The sequence below is a fragment of the Ruegeria sp. H7 genome (assembly GCF_056532945.1).
In genome coordinates this window covers 520,971-539,538 of record NZ_JBQFNZ010000001.1, presented here as the reverse complement: position 1 = coordinate 539,538, position 18,568 = coordinate 520,971, and the positions used below count along the sequence as shown (strand labels likewise).

The following is an 18,568-nucleotide window of genomic DNA, read 5'->3' as shown; positions in this document are numbered from 1 at the left end:
CTCCGTTCAATCCGGGTGAGCGGGGGCTTACGATCCCAGCTTTTTGGCAACCAGTTCGTTCACGGCCTTGGGGTTGGCCTTGCCGCCGGTGGCTTTCATCACCTGACCAACAAACCAGCCCGCCAGTTTCGGGTTTATTTTGGCTTTTTCGACCTGCGCCGGGTTGGCGGCGATGATCTCGTCCAAGGCGGCCTCGATGGCGCCCGTGTCCGTCACCTGTTTCATGCCGCGATCTTCAACGATCTGCGCCGGGTCGCCGCCTTCGGTATAGACGATTTCGAACAGGTCCTTGGCGATCTTGCCGGAAATGGCGTCCGAGGCGATCAGGTCGATGATCCCACCCAACTGCGCAGGCGAAACCGGCGAGTCAGTGATCTCGTGATCTTCTTTCTTCAACCGGCCGAACAGTTCGTTGATGACCCAGTTGGCGGCCAGTTTACCGTTGCGGCCTTTTGCGACCTCTTCGAAATAGGCGGCGCTTTCGACCTCGGCAGTCAGAACGGATGCGTCATAGTCGGTCAGGCCAAACTCGCTGATGAAGCGTGCCTTTTTGTCATCGGGCAGTTCCGGCAGCTTGGCTGCGATGTCATCCACCCAAGCCTGTTCGATCTCCAGTGGCAGCAGGTCGGGGTCGGGGAAATAGCGGTAATCATGCGCCTCTTCCTTGGACCGCATCGACCGCGTCTCGCCCTTGTCCGGGTCGTACAGGCGGGTTTCCTGATCGACCTTGCCACCCCCTTCGACAATGGCGATCTGGCGGCGGGCCTCGACCTCGATCGCCTGCTGGATGAAGCGCATCGAGTTCATGTTCTTGATCTCGCAGCGCGTGCCCAGATGCGAGAAATCCTGCGTTTCCTGATATTTCTCATACGCGCCCGGCAAGCAGATCGAGACGTTCACGTCCGCCCGCAGGTTGCCGTTCTGCATGTTACCGTCGCAGGTGCCCAGGTACCTCATGATCTGGCGCAGCTTGGCGATATAGGCGGCGGCCTCCTCGGGGCCGCGAATATCGGGGCGGCTGACGATCTCCATCAGGCAAACGCCGGTCCGGTTCAGGTCGACAAAGGACATATGCGGGTCCATGTCGTGGATCGATTTACCCGCGTCCTGCTCCATATGGATACGTTCGATGCGGACCATGCGCGCGGTGCCGTCGCCCATCTCGACCAGCACTTCACCTTCGCCCACGATAGGGTGGTACAGCTGAGAAATCTGATAGCCCTGCGGCAGGTCAGGATAGAAATAGTTCTTGCGGTCGAAAGCAGATTTCAGGTTGATATCTGCCTTCAGGCCCAGCCCGGTGCGCACAGCCTGTTCAACGCAATACTCGTTGATCACCGGCAGCATGCCCGGCATTGCCGCGTCCACGAAGGCCACGTTCGAGTTCGGCTCGGCCCCGAATTGGGTTGACGCGCCGGAAAACAGCTTGGCATTGGACGAGACCTGAGCGTGCACCTCCATCCCGATCACCAGTTCCCAATCGTGCTTGGCCCCGGCAATGGTTTTGACTTTGGGCATGTCGTAGGTCAGGTCGAGCATGGCGCGCCTCATATCCGCAGAAATCTAAGCCTGCGTATTAGGCCCGGCACGGGCTAGGGGCAAGGGGGAAGGCGCGATTCAGTGCTGCGAAAACCGCAGGCCGGTGGGAGTGAAGGTCACATCCTTGCCACTGCCCAGCTCATCCCGGAAGAAATCGCCAATCGCTCGCAAAGCATCGCGCTGTCCGCGCGCGGCAAACCGCTCGGGTGAGTTGATGCGGACCGAGTTGTTAAATCCGGCCGCCGCATGGGCCCAGATCAGCGGGTGAAGCTCGGTCAGGTGATCGCGGATCAGCCAGTTTGCAGCTTCGCGCATCTGGCTGCGCACCAGATCGGCCTGTTCGTTCAGGCCCAGCCCGTTTTGCAGCGTGATCGCGCAATAGGCGGACAGCATGTTGACCATCTGCTGATCGGGTCGCCGTTGCAGGATATCCCGCAGACCTTCGAGGAAATACTCAACATCCAACCGCGCACAGGCCTCTTCGTCCAGCGCGATGGCGTCGAACTGAACCCAGGTATAACCACCTGCGCCCCATGTCTTATGGGTACGAGCAGCGTTGCGCAGGGCCTGAATTTCCAGCTCCTCATAGCTGCCGAACCAACGGGGCAGCAGGTGACTGCCCATCGCGCGCATGTGGCGCTGATTGTTCGGGTCCAGGGTGATCAGGCGTTCATATTCATCCGCAACACGCGCCGTCGCCTTGCGTTGACCGGCCAGCAAGGCACATGCCGCAGCCGCGATCAGCGGGCTGTTGGGGGCGGCGGCTTTGCAATCCGGCAGGATTTGCGCCGCCCGGTCGAAATGCGCCGCACAGCGCGACCGATGCAGCGGCGGCAGGGTCGCATCCGCCGCGTTTCCGCGCCACGCCCATGCGATGTCGATATGGGCCAGCGCCACGACCAGAGCGATCATGGGGTCGTCGGGATTGTCGCGCAACTCGGATTCCAGATCTGAAATGCCACCCAGAAGATCATAATCCGAAATCGGTTTGCCGTCGGACAGGGCATGTTCTGCCGCCAGCACCACGTCGGAACGCGCGCCAAAGGCCAAAAGATCGGCGATTGGCATCCCGTCCGGGGCCGCCTTGCGCGCGTCATCAGCGGCACGCATTTCCTTGGACAGTTCAGCCCAGCGATCCTGACGCGCCAGATGGCGGCCACGCTCGATCGTTTCGCGCCCGACCATGTCCTCGGGGCCCAATTTGGCGACGGGAATATTCAGCTGACCCTGCTCGGGCAAGGCCGCAGCCAAGGCGGACGTTGCGCTGAAATCAGACGCGGTTTGGGGTTTGGAAGCTGTCAATCGGGCAGAAAGCGCCCGTGCAAACCAGAACATGGTGGAACTCGAAAACTTAAAAACTGGTAACGTACGACTCAAAATTGGCCGGAAACTGCGGCTATTTCAAGTTAAATGCTCGTTACCTTTTATGAATTCTGCGCAATCTTGCATTGTTGCACGGATCGTTTCAGAAAACGGTAAAATGGTGGCGTTTGACGCGAAAACCGGCCTGTTCCAGCACGGTTTCGAATGCGCGATGCGGTGGAATCGACTCATCCGGCAGGCGGACCTTTTTGTCCGAGTGCAGAACCAGTGAGACGCGGACCGAGAAATCCCAGCGCGTGTCAAAGCGGATGTATTGGATTTCATCCAAGGCCATTTCGCCCTGTCTTTTGCCTGAAAACCAGCGCAGGCGATCCTGATCCAGTTGAACGCCGGCGCTGCTGTCCTGAACGACGTCCCAGATGGCGGGCAAGGTCGCAAGGGACAGTAAACCGACGATCCACCACGCCGCGTCGAACAGTATGATCAGCGACAGCAAAGCGGCATAGACGCCGATCAGAATCAGGATCGTGCGCGGGTTCCGGTTGTGCCGCGTGAACGTGTAGGTCGTCATGCGCCCAGAATGCGCGACACCATTTCGGTTGTGTCGCGCGACAGGTCTGGTGTCTCGGAAATGCGGGTTAGTTGCGCGCGGATCAGGTCCTGACGGTCTGCGTCGTATCGCCTCCAGGTCTGGAAGGCCGAACACATGCGCGCGGTGGTCTGCGGGTTTACCGGGTCCAGGCGAATGAGCCAATCGGCCAGCAAGCGATACCCTGCGCCATCGGCCTGATGAAACCCGGCATGGTTCATCGCCAGCCCGCCCATCACAGCGCGGAAGCGGTTGGGGTTTTTCCAATTGAAATCAGTGTGCTGTGTTAGCGTTTGGGCGGTTTTTGGCGTTGCCTCGGGCGCGGCCATCGCAATCTGCAGCCCGAACCATTTGTCGATCACCAGACGGTCATGCTGCCACTGATCATAGAACGCGGCCAGTTCGGCCTCGCCCTTGCGGGCGCGCAACAGGCAGGACAGGGCCGAGAGTTGCAGGGTCATGTTGTCCGATCTGGCATAGGCCTCTGCCGCCATCGCGCCGCCGTCCAACCGCGTGGTTAGGGCCAAAGCCGCACCTCCCAGCGCGCGCTTGCCGGATTGTTCCGCATCCGGCTTGTAGGGCGCGTCCACCAAAGCCTCGCTGTGCAGGCGGGGCAGCAGGTCTTGCAGATGCTGTGCCGTGGCCTGCCGCAGGGTCTCGGTCGCTGTCCAGATTGCCATCGGGTCGGGCGTTTCGCCCCGTTCATACAAAGCCGCCGCCAGTTCGGATTGCGTGGGCAGGCCCAGCATCAACGCGCGGTAGGCCGGGTCCAGATCGCCATCGCGTAATACCGCCAGCAAACCATCCAGGTAATCGGCATCCGGCACCGCCTCATCCGAGATCATCCGCAGCAACGTATCCTCGGCCAGCGCGCGCCCCGCCTGCCAGCGGTTGAACGGGTCGGTATCATGGGCCAGCAGAAACGCCCGTTCGGCATTCGAGTGATCTTGTTCCAAGATCACCGGGGCCGAGAAATCGCGCAGGATCGAGGGCACGGGTTTGGCCGCCAGACCGGTGAAGGTAAAACTCTGCTCGGCCTCGGTCAGTTCTAGCACCTCGGTTGCGCGGACCTCATCGCCATTGGGGCCAAGCAGGCCCACGGCGACGGGGATCACCTTCGGTTCTTTGGTGTCCTGACCCGGCGTGGGTTCGGTGCGCTGGCGCAACGTCAGGGTATAGGCGCCATCTTCCCAATGTTCGGCAACCGATACCCGAGGCGTTCCGGATTGGCTGTACCAGCGCTTGAATTGGGTCAGATCGCGGCCTGTTGTGTCCTCGAACACCTTGATCCAATCCTCGATGGTGCAGGCCTGCCCGTCATGGCGGTCGAAATACAGGCCCAGCGCCTTTGCGTAGGCTTCATCCCCGACAAGTCGTTTCAGCATACCGATCACCTCGGCCCCCTTTTCATAGACGGTCGCGGTGTAGAAGTTGTTGATTTCCTGAAAGCTTTCTGGTCTCACCGGATGCGACAGTGGCCCGTTATCCTCGGGGAATTGCCGTGCACGCAGATCGATGGCGTCATGGATGCGCTTTACCGGGGCCGAACGCATGTCGGACGTGAACTGTGCATCGCGGAAGACGGTCAGCCCCTCTTTCAGACACAGTTGGAACCAGTCGCGGCAGGTGATGCGGTTGCCGGTCCAGTTGTGGAAATACTCATGCGCGATGATCGCCTCGATCCGTTCGAAATTCACATCGGTCGAGGTTTCCGGGCTGGCCAGAACGGCCGAGGAGTTGAAGATGTTCAGTCCCTTGTTCTCCATCGCACCCATGTTGAAATCGTCCACGGCGACGATGTTGAACACATCCAGATCGTATTCGCGGCCATAGACGTCTTCGTCCCATTTCATCGACTTTTTCAGGGCTTCCATGCCAAAGGCGCATTTGCCCTCGTCTCCGGGGCGGACCCAGAGGTTCAGGTCCACGTCGCGGCCCGACATGGTGGTGAAGCGGTCGGAATGCGCGATCAGGTCACCTGCGACCAGCGCGAACAGGTATGCGGGCTTGGGCCATGGGTCGGTCCATTCGGCCCAACCTTCGCCCTTGCCGGACGGGTTGCCGTTGGACAGCAGTACGGGCAGGTCGCCATTGATGCGCACAGTGAATGTGGACATCACATCGGGCCGGTCGGGGTAATAGGTGATCTTGCGAAACCCTTCGGCCTCACATTGGGTGCAGTACATGCCGTTCGACATATACAGCCCTTCCAGCGCGGTGTTGTTGCCCGGGTCGATTTCGACCTCGGCCTCCCAGATGAACGGCGCATCCGGGGCGGCGGCGGTCAGGCCCTTGTCGGTGAGTTCGGGCGTGACATCGACACCGTCAATGGCGGCGCGGATCAGGGTCAGGTCTTCGCCATGCAGGAAAAACGTGCGGTCTGTGGCCTCGCGGTTTGGCCGGAATGCAATGCGCGAGGTGACGCGGGTTGCGTGATCAGCCAGATCAAAGGTCAGATGCACATTATCCACCAGATAGCCGAAGGGCGCGTAGTCTTTCAGGTAGATTGTGGGGGCGGCGTCGCGCATCGGGGGCCTCGCATCGGTTCGTGTCTGGCGCGACGTTAGGGGCTGCGCCGCCGGGCTGCAAGCAGGGTGGCGTCGGCCATCCAGGCCTCGGGTTTTGGTTTGATCTGGTGTGTGTGGCGGGTTTGGGGGATGAATTTCCCAACAAGAGTTGCCTATCGGAAACATCCGTCCTAATTGAGGACGGCATACAGTGGCGTACAAAAGCGGGAGAAATGGTAGATGAGCAGCAGAGAAACCCGGAGCGGCCTGCAGATCTCCGCAGAGTTGACAGGTTTTATCGAGGGTCAGGCGCTGCCGGGTACGGGTGTGTCGCCGGAAACATTCTGGTCCGGCCTGTCCCGAATGGTCGAAGAGTTGGGGCCGAAGAACAAGGCGCTGCTGGCCAAACGCAACGAGATTCAGGGCCGCATCGACGGCTGGCATCTGGCGAATATCGGTCAGGATCATGACGCCGCCGCCTATCAGGCCTTCCTGCGCGAGATCGGCTATCTGGTTGAAGACGGCGCGGCGTTTCAGATCGAAACCACCAATGTCGACCCCGAGATCGCGCTGACCCCCGGCCCGCAGCTGGTGGTGCCGATCACCAACGCCCGCTTTGCGCTGAACGCCGCCAATGCGCGCTGGGGCAGCCTGTATGATGCGCTGTACGGCACCGACGCGATGGGTGATCTGCCCGAAGGTGGCGGGTACGATACCGAACGCGGCGCCCGCGTGATCGCCTGGGCCAAGTCGTTTCTGGATGATGCCGTGCCACTGGCCGAGGGGTCGTGGGCAGATGTTACCGGCCTGCACGTCGCGGGCGGTGCGCTGGTGCCCTCTCTGGCCAACCCGGCGGGCTTTGTGGGCTTTGGTGGCGCCGCGGACGCGCCCGAATTTGTGCTGCTGAAAAACAACGGCCTGCACATTCAGATCATGATCGACCCAACAAGCAATATCGGCGCGACGGACCCTGCCGGGATCGCGGATATGCGTCTGGAATCTGCGCTGTCCACGATCATGGACTGCGAGGACTCGGTCGCCTGTGTCGATGCCGCGGACAAGGTGGTGGCCTATAGCAACTGGCTGGGTCTGATGAAGGGCGACCTGACCGAAGAGGTCACAAAGGGCGGCAAGACCTTTACCCGCAAACTGGCGGACGACTTGGGTTACACCACCGCTGGGGGAGAGCAGGCAACGCTGAAGGGCCGCTCGCTGATGCTGGTGCGCAACGTGGGCCACCTGATGACCAACCCCGCCGTACTGGACGGCGAGGGGAACGAGATCGGTGAAGGGCTGATGGATGCGCTTTGTACCACTCTGATCGCGATGCATGACCTCAAGCGCGAGGGCGGGAACTCGGTCGCCGGGTCGGTCTATGTGGTCAAACCCAAGATGCATGGCCCGGAAGAGGTGGCCTTCTCGGTCGAGATTTTCGACATGGTCGAAGACATTCTGGGCCTGCCGCGCAATACCGTGAAGCTGGGCATCATGGATGAGGAACGCCGCACGTCGGTGAATCTTGGCGAGTGTATTCGGGCTGCGAAATCGCGGGTGGCCTTCATTAATACCGGGTTCCTTGATCGGACGGGGGATGAGATCCATACCTCGATGGAGGCCGGTCCGATGCTGCCGAAAGGCGACATCAAGAACACGCCGTGGATTGCGTCCTACGAGGATCGCAATGTCGATATCGGCCTGGCCTGCGGCCTGAAAGGCAAGGCACAGATCGGTAAGGGCATGTGGGCGATGCCGGATCGGATGGGCGACATGCTGGAGGCCAAGATCGGCCATCCGCAATCCGGTGCCACCTGCGCCTGGGTGCCGTCACCAACTGCCGCGACCCTACACGCGACGCATTATCATAAAGTCAGTGTTCTGGACCGTCAGGACGAACTGGCCGCTGGTGGACCCCGTGGCACGCTGGAGGATCTGCTGACCATCCCGCTGCTGGGTGGGCGCAACCTGAGCACGGATGAGATTACCCGCGAGATCGAGAACAACGCGCAGGGCATTCTTGGCTATGTAGTACGCTGGGTCGATCAGGGTGTGGGCTGTTCGAAAGTGCCGGATATCAACGATATCGGCCTGATGGAGGACCGCGCGACCTGTCGGATTTCGTCTCAGGCACTGGCCAACTGGTTGCACCACGACGTGGTGAGCGAAGAACAGGTCATGGCGGCGATGCGGAAGATGGCTGCAGTGGTGGATCGCCAAAACGCGGATGATGCGGCCTATGTTCCCATGGCACCCGGCTTTGACGGTATCGCTTTCCAGGCCGCTTGCGATCTGGTTTTCAAGGGCCGCATTCAGCCTTCGGGCTATACCGAGCCGGTTCTGCATGCGCGGCGGTTGGAATTCAAAGCCAGCCGGGGCTAGGCGGCAATGGCGGGAACGAGGGGGCTGTCTGCCCCCTTGCGCTCCCCCAAGGATTTTTTTGGCCAGATGAAAGGGATCAGGTATGGGCATTTCCTTGCGCAAGGCGCGCACCATCATTCGTAAGGCGCTGGAAAAGGGGCATGAGATGGAGCTGAAGCCTCTGTCTGTTGTGGTTCTGGACGCGGGCGGCCATGTCATTGCGTTTGAGCGCGAGGACGGCGCGGCCCCCGGTCGGTTCGCGATTGCGCAGGGCAAGGCCTATGGTTCGGTCATGCTGGGCATGGCGGGGACGGCGCAGATGCAACGGGCCGAGGCGCAGGCCTATTTCATGGCCTCGGTGAACGGCGCCTATGGCGGTCAGGTCATTCCTGTGCCGGGCGGCATTCTGTTGCGGGACAAGAAGGGCGCTGTGATTGGCGCGGTTGGCGTGACCGGCGATACCTCGGACAACGACGCCGTGGCGGGCATGGCCGGGATCGAGGCCGCCGGGTTGACAGGGGAGATCTGATCAACCGGTCGCAGGTTTACGCTTGTGCGCAGTTGAACATTGCGTTGCGCTGTCATGCAGGGCGTGTTCTGTTGCACGTTCCCAAGTCTGCCGTTAGCGTCCATTCCAATCAGTGCAACAGCAAGGACATTGGAATGGCGCGGCCCGTCGTAGGCATCATTGGCAACTCTTACCTGATGAATGATCAATACCCGACCCATGCGGGCGGGACGATGAATTCGGATGCGGTGGCCAATGTCTCGGACTGTTTGCCACTGCTGATCCCGGCGGATCCGCGGTTTGTCTCAGTCGATGAGCTGCTTGAGACCTGCGACGGGTTTCTGCTGACCGGTGGTCGCCCCAATGTGCACCCCGAGGAATATGGCGAGCCTGCAACCGATGCCCATGGCGATTTCGACCGGGCGCGGGATGCGATCACCTTGCCGCTGGTGCGCGCCTGTGTAGAGCGTGGTCAGCCTTTCTTAGGCATTTGCCGCGGGTTTCAGGAAGTCAACGTGGCCATGGGCGGCACGCTTTACCCCGAGATCCGGGACCTGCCGGGCCGGATGAACCACCGGATGCCGCCGGATGGTACGCTGGAGGAGAAATTCGCCTTGCGCCACGTGGTGACGCTGACCGAAGGTGGCGTTTTCCACGACCTGTTTGGTGCTTCCGAGGTGATGACCAATACGTTGCACGGGCAGGGGATCAAGACCGTCGGCCAGCGGGTTGTGATCGATGGTCACGCACCGGACGGCACGCCAGAAGCGATGTATATCAAGGATGCGCCGGGCTTTACCCTATCGGTGCAGTGGCATCCGGAATGGGATGCGGTCAACGACCCTGTGTCCCGCCCATTGTTCGAAGCCTTTGGGGCGGCTGTGCATTTATGGAGTTGCGGCCGCAAAACAGGTGCCTTTCAGAAATCAGCCTGATACGCATCGGGCGTTTGCATATCCGCCACATTCTCAAATTTAGATTTTATTGTAGTCAATTTGGCTTGCCTGGCCGTGTTTGCGTTTGAGAGGCTTGAGCCATCGTGCTTTGCCTTGGGCCGTTTGCCCGAAACGCAACTTTGGGGCCTGACATGCGACGACCTTTAAAGCGGATGCGGCGGTACTCTGGTCTTATTACGGCCGCGTGTTTTGCGACTTTTGGAATTGCCGCTGATGTAGCGGCGCAGCAATGCGGTTCTTTGGGTGAGTTACTTTATATCGGTCGCACCCCGAACTCGGCGTCATCCGTTTGGCTATCCGCGACAGGGCAAGGAAATTTCCGTCTTGAAGCCGCGCAGCGCAACACAACGGTCGATACATGGAGCAGGTCACGCAGTGGCGTTCATCTGAGTTTTTCACCTTTTGTGTCGAACGGAAACGGCGGCGTGCATCGGCTGTTCGAGGTAGGCGGAGCCCCAAACGGTCGCGATTGTTTGATCGACACCCAAAACCAACAAAGAAATTGGAGCTTGCCCGGTGGTGGCGGTAGCTCTGGTGGCAGCAACGGCGGGTCTGGTGGAGGGAACGGTAGCGGCGGTTCCGGTGGCAGCAGTGGTGGAACCGGTGGCGGCAGTGGTGGCTTCGGTGGCGGAAGCAGCGGTGGCGGCTTTGGCGGCGGAAGCGGCGGTTTTGGCGGCGGCAGTAGCAGTGGTGGAACCGGTGGCAGCGGCGGCGGCACCGGTGGCAGCAGCAGCGGCGGCACTGGTAGCAGCAGCGGTGGCACTGGCAGCAGCAGCGGTGGCGGCACTGGTAGCAGCAGCGGTGGCACTGGCAGCAGCGGCGGAACGGGTGGTTTCGCGGGGAGTTCTGGCGGATCTGGCGGGTTTCCCGGAGGTGGGTCGACAGCGGTCGTTGTGCCGCGTACACAGCCCGGCTCGTCTGGTGGTGGAACCGGCGTTGCCCGAGCGGAATGTGTAAACGCGGCGACAGGCAAGCTGGATCCCGCGCTATGTGACCCTCAAGTTGTTCCTATTGTTGCCGGGCCGCCATTGACGGAAGGCCGGGATCTTGCGCCGCCATCGCCATGGAACGTCTGGACGGATTTCTCCTATACGGAAATTGAGGATACGCGCGGCGCCAATGAGGTTGATGTCAATGACAGGTATTTCGCTGCTGGTATCGATCGGCTGGTACGAGAAGATCTGGTGATTGGCTTTCAGGTCGAGATGGAAAGTATTGATGTCGAAGGTTTTGAGGGTCAGTTCACTCAGGACACCCAAGGATTCGCGGCCGGTCCCTATTTCGCCTGGCGCATGTCAGACCGATGGGTTCTCAATGGCGTGGCAACGTTCGGCGAGTTTTCAACAGATGTCGGTGTGCTTGAGCTGAGCGGCGACTTTGACCGCACGCGCTGGCGCGCCAATTTGGAAGCTATTGGCCAATACGAGGCCGGGCGGTACCTGATCAGACCGTCTATCGCCTTTGACTACTACAATTACAGCGCCGAAGAGTACGACCTGACCGGCACGGTTCTGGGCCAGCCTACCAACATAATCGGCGAGGTTGCCAAAGTCAGATACAGTGCCCTAACGCCGGAGTTGGAGGTGAGCAGGCCGTTTGTCACGTCGCGGTCCGTTGTATCTCCGTTTGCGTCGCTCAGCGCAACCTACTGGTTCGAGCGGGACGAAATTGGGGTCAGCTCAACATCGCAGTCAGATGTGACATGGGCTACGCGTATCGGTGTACGGGGAAGAGCCAGCGAGGCTGTTTTCCTGGAAGCGACACTGGGGTATCTGGGTCTGTTCGAGGATGATTTGGATGCGACCGAGGCATCCATCTTCCTGTCGGTCAATTTCTGACTGTGTCGAGGGCAGATTGATCCCCGGCCCTGTACGGACAGGACCGGGGTGTTCGCTCAGATCAGCAGATTGAACTGCTTCATCAACGGCAGGGTGCGGGCGCGTTCGCCGGTCAGGTCGAACAGTGCGTTGCCTAGTGCTGGCATTGAAGGCGGCGTGCCGGGCTCGCCCGCGCCGCCCATATGACGGTTGGTTTCCAGCACGCGCACCTCGACCTGCGGGGCTGTGTGCATGCGGATCGCGTCGTAGTCGGGGAAGTTGTACTGCTCGACCTCGCCTTCGGCAAAGGTGATCTCGCCGTAACAGGCCGCCGACAGGCCATACATCATGCCGCCAAACAACTGGGCCTTGACGTTTTCCGGGTCCAGCGCCAGCCCCATGTCGCAGGCGATCCACGCTTTGTTGATGCGGATGGTGCCGTCTTCGTCGACCACTTCGATGACCTGAGCCACAGGTGTTCCGAAGCTGTACGTAAAGGCCACGCCGCGCCCGACGCCGTTGGGTGTTTGACCCGTCCAGCCGGACATTTCTTTCACTGCTTCCAGGCAACCGGCCGAGGGTGCATGTTCGCCCTTCATCAACTCCAGCCGGAATTCCAGCGGATCGCGGCCAGCGGCGTGGGCCAGTTCGTCCATGAAGGTTTCATGAAAAAACCCGTTGTGGCTGTTCCCGACCGAGCGCCAGAAGCCAACGGGGACATTCAGATCGGCGATATGGCCGCTCATGCGATAGTTCGGAACGGCGTAGGGCTGGTTAAAGAACCCTTCGACCAGCACCTTGTCCGGACCCGCGCCGGGAAGGCCGGTGTAGCGCCCGACCGCCTGCTGCGTGCAGGATTGTGCCGCCACTTGACCGTCGATCAGAACTGCCTTGCCGTCCTGAACCGCGCCCCGCATCCGGGCGATGGCGCCGGGGCGGAAATAGTCGTGGCGCATGTCTTCTTCGCGGCTCCAGGTGGTTTGCACCGGGGTTCCGGGCATGGCCATGGCAACCTTGGTGGCGATCTCGCCAAAGTCCAGCTCTCCGCGCCGACCGAATCCGCCGCCCAGATAGGTGGTGTGAATCTGCACCTGCTCGGTCTCTAGTCCGGCGGTGTTGGCGACGCGGAACTGGATCAGGGTCGGGGCCTGATTGCCGCACCACAGCTCCAGCGCGTCTCCGGTGTAAAGCGCAGTGGCGTTCATCGGCTCCATCGTCGCGTGGGCGAGGTAGGGCAGCTGGTATTCCGCCGTGATCTCGGTTGCGCCTTCGGGCGTGACGCTGACATCGCCGTCGTCGCGCATGGTCGAGTTCGGCGAGTCGTCAAAGGCTTCGGCGATCTTGGCGAAGATACCATCGGTGTCGGGCGGATAGGGCGCGTCGCCCCAGTCGACCTCGATGGCCTCGACCGCCTGATTGGCGAGCCAGGTGTTGTTGGCAATGACCGCAACGCCGGTGCCCAGATCGACGATCTGTTCGACGCCGGGCATGGATTTTGCGGTGCTGTCATCAAAGCCGTTCATCGCTCCGCCCAGTTTGGGGTTCATACGAACGGCGGCGAATTTCATGCCGGGCAGGCGCACATCGACGCCGAATTCAGCGGTGCCGGTGGCCTTTTCCACCATATCCAGACGCGGCTGGGTCTGACCAAGATAGCGCCATTCGGACGGATCGCGCAGGGGCACCTCGACCGGCTCCAATCCGGCGGCGTCCATCGCAAGCTCGGTATATGCGATCTTGTCGCCATTGGGGGCGATCACATGGCCCGAGGCGGTTTGCAGTTGCGAGGGGTCAACGCCCAACCGGTCCGCCGCAGCCCGTTTCAGCGTCTCCCGCGCCGATGCCCCGGCCTGACGCATTCGTTCGAACCCGTCCTTCATCGAGGTCGAACCGCCGGTGACCTGCAGGCTGAGTGTTCTGCCCAGAACGCCCAGAGCCTCGCCCAGATTGTGCTGGAAATTCGAGATATCGTAGCCCTTGTTGGGCAGACCTTCACCAATCAGGGCCGAGTTGTAATAGGCCGCCGCTGCAGGGCCATGCAGAACGGTGATCTGGTCCAGATCGACGTCCAACTCCTCGGCAATCAACGCGGCCCAGGTGGTTTGCACGCCCTGTCCCATCTCGGCGCGGGGGGCAAACAGCGTCACGCCGTTCTGGTCGATCAGGATGAACGGGTTCAGCGCGGCCTCGCCGTCGCCGGGTTTCAGCGGGTTGGCGGCGGGCCGGGTGACGTAATAGGCCCCAAAGGCCACGCCGCCAACAATAGCGGCAGACCCGATCAGGAAGGTGCGGCGCAGGATTTTTCCAACTTTGCCCATAACTTACGCCTCCTTCAACTTGCCAGCAGCGTCGTGGATCGCTGCGCGGATGCGGGGGTAGGTGCCACAGCGGCACAGGTTGCCCTGCATCGCCTCGTCAATGTCAGTGTCCGTGGGCGAGGGGTTTTCGGCCAGCAATGCCGCCGCCTGCATGATCTGCCCGGACTGGCAGTAGCCGCATTGCGCCACCTGATGGTCAACCCAAGCCTGCTGGATCGCCGACATCGCCGCGGGGCTGCCGACGCCTTCGATCGTGGTCACATCGCCCCAGACATCCGACAGGGCGACCTGACAGGATCGAACAGCCTCGCCATCGATATGAACCGTGCAGGCCCCGCAGGCAGCGACGCCGCAGCCGAATTTGGTGCCGGTCAATCCGACCTCGTCGCGCAAAACCCAAAGCAGGGGGACGTCATCAGGCAGGTCAACCTGATGCGCTGTTCCGTTGATTTTCAGGGTGGTCGCCATGGCACACCTCTCGCTCGCTGTGGCAGTTTATGACATAATTGGTGAAAAGTGTCAGTATGTCAATTGACAAAATAGACGAAAACTGTCAGAGCTTCGGGAATGAAGGATTCAAGTGAAGACAAGCGGCAAAAGGCCATCCTGGACTCGGCGTTTCAGGCGTTTTCCAGCTATGGCTTCCGCAAGACCTCGATGGACGACATAGCGCGCGGCGCTGGAATGTCCCGCCCTGCTGTCTATCTGCACTACAAGAACAAAGAGGCGATCGTTCGCGAGCTGACGCAACTGCATTACGCAGAGAAGATTGCCGCCGTGGCCAAGGCTCTGGCGGGCGAAGGATCGGTTTCGGATATTCTTGCGTCAGCTGTCAGGGCACAAATGGATGGTATGGCGGCTATTCTGGCCTCGCCCCACGGGGTCGAAATGCTGGATACGACCAAATCGATGTCGACCGACATTGTCGAACAGGGTGAGGCCGATCTGACCGATCTTTTCGCCGCGTGGCTGACCAGGATGCAAGCCGAAGGCCGCGCGCAAATCTTCGACGCGCCGCATGAGACGGCCACGACCATTACAGCAAGCCTGAAGGGCATCAAGCTGACCTCATCCAGCGCTCAGGATTTTGAACAGCGCATTGCCCAGTTGGCGGCGTTGATCGGGGCCGGGTTGGAGGTCAGGTAACCCGCTGGCGGATCTTGTATTCGGGCCGGTCCCAAAGCCGGTTGCTCATGATATCCGCCAGTATTTCGACGGCCCAATCCACATCCCCTTCATCGATGTAAAGCGGTGTGAACCCAAAGCGCATGATGTCCGGGGCCCGGAAATCTCCGATCACGCCACGGGCAATAAGCGCCTGCATCGCGGCATAACCGTCAGAGAACCGGAATGAGATCTGGCTGCCGCGCTGGGCCGGATCACGGGGACTGGCAAGTTCCAGATCAGGGCAGGTGGCCTCGACGCGGGTAATAAAGCGCTGGGTCAGTTCAATGGACTTGGTGCGAACATCCGCCATCTCGGCCATGTCCCAGATGTCCATCGCTGCCGACAGGGCGGTCATCTGAATAACCGGCGGGGTCCCGACCCGCATCCGTTCGATCCCGGCGCCGGGGCGATAATCCAGATCAAAGGCAAACGGAGCCTCGTGGCCCAACCAGCCGGACAAGGCCGGGCGCACCTGGTCAGAAAGGCGCGGCGCGACGTAGATAAAGGCGGGAGCACCCGGTCCGCCGTTGAGATATTTATACGTACAGCCGACGGCGAAATCGGCATTGCACCCGGCCAGATCCACCGGGATCGCACCTGCCGAATGCGCCAGATCCCAAACCGTCACCACGCCTTTGGCATGGGCCTGGTCGGTCAGCGCTTTCATGTCATGCATCCGCCCGGTGCGGTAATCGACCTCGGTCAGCATCAGAACGGCGATCTCATCCGTGATCGCTTCGGCCACCTGTTCGGGCTCAACCACGCGCAGTTCGTAGTCCGCGCCGAGCGATCGTAACAGCCCGTCGGCCATATACAGATCGGACGGGAAGTTGCCATTGTCCGACAGCACAACCCGGCGGTCCGGGTTCAGTTCCAAAGCCGAGGCAACCGCCTGATAAACCTTGATCGATAACGTGTCGCCGACAACAACGCTGCCGGGTTCGGCCCCGATCAGCCGCCCGATCCGGTCGCCCAGACCTACCGGCATCCCCATCCAACCGGCCTTGTTCCAGCCCGTGATCAGCATCTGGCCCCATTCGTCGGACATCATGGCCTGAACCCGGTCGGCCGCCCCTTTGGGTACAGGCCCCAAAGAGTTCCCGTCCAGATACACCATGCCATCTGGCAGCGTGAACATGGCCTTGGTTGCGGCGAAATCAGTCATGGCAGCTCACTTTATCGTTTCAAAGTCGCGGGTTACCTTGGGCGTAAACGATCCCCGCCGCCCTGTCCATTGATGCGACATACTGAGGTTTTGCTATTTTGGCCTGAAAACGATAGGACAGCGCCCAGAAACGACACGTGCCCTTACGTGGCGTCAATCTTCGAGGATTGCGATGCGCTGGATCGATGTTCCCCCTGTTTGGCTTGCGGGTTTTGTCCTGTTGGCCTGGCTGCAGGCGCGGTTCCTCAGCTTTGGTCTGTCGCTTGACGGGGGGCTGACCGATCTGATCAGCGGAGTGCTGATCGGCGGCGGCATCCTTCTGGCGGTCCTGGCCGTTGTCGAGTTTCGGCGGCATCAGACCACCGTCATCCCCCATGGAACGCCCAGCGCGATGGTGCAGTCCGGCATCTACAAGCGCAGCCGCAACCCGATCTATCTGGGCGACGTTCTTATTTTGGCAGGGCTGATCCTGCGGTTCGACGCGGTCGTGTCGCTTGCCCTTGTCCCGATCTTTGTCTGGGTGTTGGAGCGGCGCTTCATTCTGCCCGAAGAAGACCGGCTGCGCCGCACCTTTCGCGCTGATTTCGCCCGCTACGAACGCAAGACACGGCGCTGGGTTTAGGAGGGGGCGGCAATGACACAACGTAACAAATGCTGCGCTTGCGAAATAAAATTGCGCGAGATACACGTTTTCTTAACAATCAATACCGAGGACCTGCTCGGCCTTGGAACCACGGGAGATTGCCAGTGAAAATAGGCACACCAAGAGAGATATATGAGGGTGAGAATCGGGTTGCGATGACGCCTGAGTCTGCGGTTCAGTTGCAGAAGCTGGGGTATGCGTGCCTGATTGAGACGGGTGCGGGGGCTGCGGCCGGGTTTTCGGATGCGGTTTATGAGGCGGCGGGTGTTGAGGTTGTGAAGACCGCGGCGGCGCTGTGGAAAGAGGCTGACATTGTTGCCAAGGTGCGCCAGCCGAATGCGACGGAACTCAAGCGTCTGACCAAGGGCAAGACCCTGATTTCCTTCTTCAACCCTGCCGGGAACGAAGAAGGCATGGAGCTGGCCAAATCCAAGGGCGCGAATGTGATCGCGATGGAGATGGTGCCTCGGATCAGCCGCGCGCAGAAGATGGACGCGCTGTCCTCGATGGCCAATATCGCCGGTTATCGTGCGGTCATTGAGGCGGGCAACAACTTTGGCCGGTTCTTCACCGGTCAGGTGACGGCGGCGGGTAAGGTGCCGCCTGCCAAGGTGCTGATCGTGGGGGCCGGTGTGGCTGGTCTGGCGGCGATCGGGACCTCGACCTCGCTGGGTGCGATCACCTATGCGTTCGACGTGCGCCCCGAAGTGGCCGAGCAGGTCGAATCGATGGGCGCCGAGTTCGTCTATCTGGATTTTGAGGAACAGCAGCAGGATGGCGCGGCCACCGGCGGCTATGCCAGCGTTCAGTCGGAAGAATTCCGCAACGCGCAGCTGGCCAAGTTCCGTGAGTTGGCGCCAGAAATGGATATCGTCATCACCACGGCGCTGATCCCGAACCGCGAAGCGCCTGAGCTTTGGACCAAGGACATGGTCGAAAGCATGAAGCCGGGCTCGGTCATCGTTGACCTTGCGGCGGAAAAGGGCGGCAACTGCAAGCTGACCGTGGCGGATGAGAAGATCGTGACCGACAATGGCGTGACCATCATCGGCTATACCGACTTCCCCAGTCGGATGGCGGCGCAGTCCTCGTCGCTTTATGCGACGAACATCCGTCACATGATGACTGACCTGACGCCTGAAAAGGACGGCCAGATCAATCACAACATGGAAGATGACGTGATCCGCGGCGCGACCGTGACCCATGAGGGCGAGATCACCTTCCCGCCGCCACCGCCGAAAGTGCAGGCGATTGCGGCGCAGAAGAAACCCGAGGTCAAGGAACTGACCCCGGAAGAGAAAAAGGCGCAGGAAATTGCGGCCTTCAAAGCGCAGACCAAACAGCAGTTCACCCTGCTGGGGGTCGGCGGCGCGCTGATGCTGCTGGTGGGGCTGATCGCTCCGGCCAGCTTCATGCAGCACTTCATTGTCTTTGTGCTGGCCATCTTCGTGGGCTTCCAGGTGATCTGGGGCGTCGCACATTCGCTGCACACTCCGCTGATGGCGATCACCAACGCGATCTCGTCGATCATCATCGTTGGGGCGCTCATGCAGATCGGATCGGGCTCGTTCCTGGTTATTCTGCTGGCGGCGCTGTCTGTCTTCATGGCCGGGATCAACATCTTCGGCGGCTTCCTCGTAACCCGGCGCATGCTCGCCATGTTCCAGAAATCTTAAGGAGG

At 60.8% G+C, this 18,568-nt stretch carries 15 protein-coding genes; 8 read left to right on the top strand and 7 right to left on the bottom strand.

Annotation, left to right across the window (positions count from 1 at the left end; translation table 11 throughout):
* Positions 1-27: 27 nt before the first annotated feature.
* The 4 genes from gatB to pepN all read right to left on the bottom strand — a co-directional run bounded on the left by gatB (position 28) and on the right by pepN (position 5,979).
* Positions 28-1,539 carry an Asp-tRNA(Asn)/Glu-tRNA(Gln) amidotransferase subunit GatB gene (gene gatB / locus ACR0AC_RS02515; RefSeq protein WP_170452035.1) on the bottom strand — a complete coding sequence of 504 codons (1,512 nt, stop codon included), beginning with the start codon at positions 1,537-1,539 and terminating at the stop codon, positions 28-30.
* Positions 1,540-1,617: 78 nt separating this feature from the next.
* On the bottom strand, positions 1,618-2,874 hold the full coding sequence (locus tag ACR0AC_RS02510) for a hypothetical protein (protein ID WP_480871806.1): 1,257 nt from the start codon (positions 2,872-2,874) through the stop codon (positions 1,618-1,620).
* A gap of 130 nt (positions 2,875-3,004) precedes the next feature.
* On the bottom strand, positions 3,005-3,433 hold the full coding sequence (locus ACR0AC_RS02505; RefSeq protein WP_170734346.1) for a hypothetical protein: 429 nt from the start codon (positions 3,431-3,433) through the stop codon (positions 3,005-3,007).
* Positions 3,430-5,979, bottom strand: coding sequence for an aminopeptidase N (pepN, locus tag ACR0AC_RS02500; RefSeq protein ID WP_480871803.1), 2,550 nt, complete (start codon positions 5,977-5,979; stop codon positions 3,430-3,432). The genes ACR0AC_RS02505 and pepN overlap by 4 nt, the downstream gene beginning before the upstream one ends.
* 219 nt (positions 5,980-6,198) lie before the next feature.
* Between pepN and ACR0AC_RS02495 the strand changes: the two genes are divergently transcribed.
* The 5 genes from ACR0AC_RS02495 to ACR0AC_RS02475 all read left to right on the top strand — a co-directional run bounded on the left by ACR0AC_RS02495 (position 6,199) and on the right by ACR0AC_RS02475 (position 11,615).
* On the top strand, positions 6,199-8,334 hold the full coding sequence (locus ACR0AC_RS02495) for a malate synthase G (protein ID WP_480780319.1): 2,136 nt from the start codon (positions 6,199-6,201) through the stop codon (positions 8,332-8,334).
* A gap of 82 nt (positions 8,335-8,416) precedes the next feature.
* Positions 8,417-8,842: a heme-binding protein gene (locus ACR0AC_RS02490; protein ID WP_170452025.1), complete on the top strand. Its 426-nt coding sequence runs from the start codon at positions 8,417-8,419 to the stop codon at positions 8,840-8,842.
* Between the two features lie 134 nt (positions 8,843-8,976).
* Positions 8,977-9,756, top strand: a complete 780-nt coding sequence (locus ACR0AC_RS02485; RefSeq protein WP_480625729.1) for a gamma-glutamyl-gamma-aminobutyrate hydrolase family protein — start codon at positions 8,977-8,979, stop codon at positions 9,754-9,756.
* A 540-nt stretch (positions 9,757-10,296) separates the two neighbouring features.
* On the top strand, positions 10,297-10,734 hold the full coding sequence (locus ACR0AC_RS02480) for a hypothetical protein (RefSeq protein WP_480871798.1): 438 nt from the start codon (positions 10,297-10,299) through the stop codon (positions 10,732-10,734).
* Positions 10,671-11,615 carry an autotransporter outer membrane beta-barrel domain-containing protein gene (locus ACR0AC_RS02475; protein WP_170622385.1) on the top strand — a complete coding sequence of 315 codons (945 nt, stop codon included), beginning with the start codon at positions 10,671-10,673 and terminating at the stop codon, positions 11,613-11,615. The genes ACR0AC_RS02480 and ACR0AC_RS02475 overlap by 64 nt, the downstream gene beginning before the upstream one ends.
* Before the next feature lie 56 nt (positions 11,616-11,671).
* Here the strand turns inward: ACR0AC_RS02475 and ACR0AC_RS02470 are convergent, their stop codons facing one another.
* A complete protein-coding gene (locus ACR0AC_RS02470; protein ID WP_480871796.1) occupies positions 11,672-13,912 on the bottom strand; it encodes a xanthine dehydrogenase family protein molybdopterin-binding subunit in 2,241 nt (746 codons plus the stop codon).
* A 3-nt stretch (positions 13,913-13,915) separates the two neighbouring features.
* Positions 13,916-14,380 (bottom strand): (2Fe-2S)-binding protein, encoded by a 465-nt coding sequence (locus ACR0AC_RS02465; RefSeq protein ID WP_170452014.1) that lies wholly within the window; start codon positions 14,378-14,380, stop codon positions 13,916-13,918.
* Positions 14,381-14,479: 99 nt separating this feature from the next.
* Between ACR0AC_RS02465 and ACR0AC_RS02460 the strand changes: the two genes are divergently transcribed.
* Positions 14,480-15,058 carry a TetR/AcrR family transcriptional regulator gene (locus tag ACR0AC_RS02460; protein WP_170452013.1) on the top strand — a complete coding sequence of 193 codons (579 nt, stop codon included), beginning with the start codon at positions 14,480-14,482 and terminating at the stop codon, positions 15,056-15,058.
* Here the strand turns inward: ACR0AC_RS02460 and kynU are convergent.
* Positions 15,051-16,244 (bottom strand): kynureninase, encoded by a 1,194-nt coding sequence (kynU, locus tag ACR0AC_RS02455; protein ID WP_170452011.1) that lies wholly within the window; start codon positions 16,242-16,244, stop codon positions 15,051-15,053. The two genes, ACR0AC_RS02460 and kynU, sit on opposite strands and share 8 nt — an antisense overlap.
* 172 nt (positions 16,245-16,416) lie before the next feature.
* Between kynU and ACR0AC_RS02450 the strand changes: the two genes are divergently transcribed.
* Together ACR0AC_RS02450 and ACR0AC_RS02445 are read left to right on the top strand one after the other, a co-directional pair.
* Complete coding sequence (locus ACR0AC_RS02450; RefSeq protein WP_170452009.1) at positions 16,417-16,866, top strand: methyltransferase family protein; 450 nt, start codon at positions 16,417-16,419, stop codon at positions 16,864-16,866.
* Positions 16,867-16,991: 125 nt separating this feature from the next.
* The gene (locus tag ACR0AC_RS02445; protein ID WP_170452007.1) at positions 16,992-18,563 is read left to right on the top strand and encodes a Re/Si-specific NAD(P)(+) transhydrogenase subunit alpha; all 1,572 of its coding nucleotides are present in this window, start codon (positions 16,992-16,994) and stop codon (positions 18,561-18,563) included.
* Positions 18,564-18,568 lie beyond the last annotated feature (5 nt).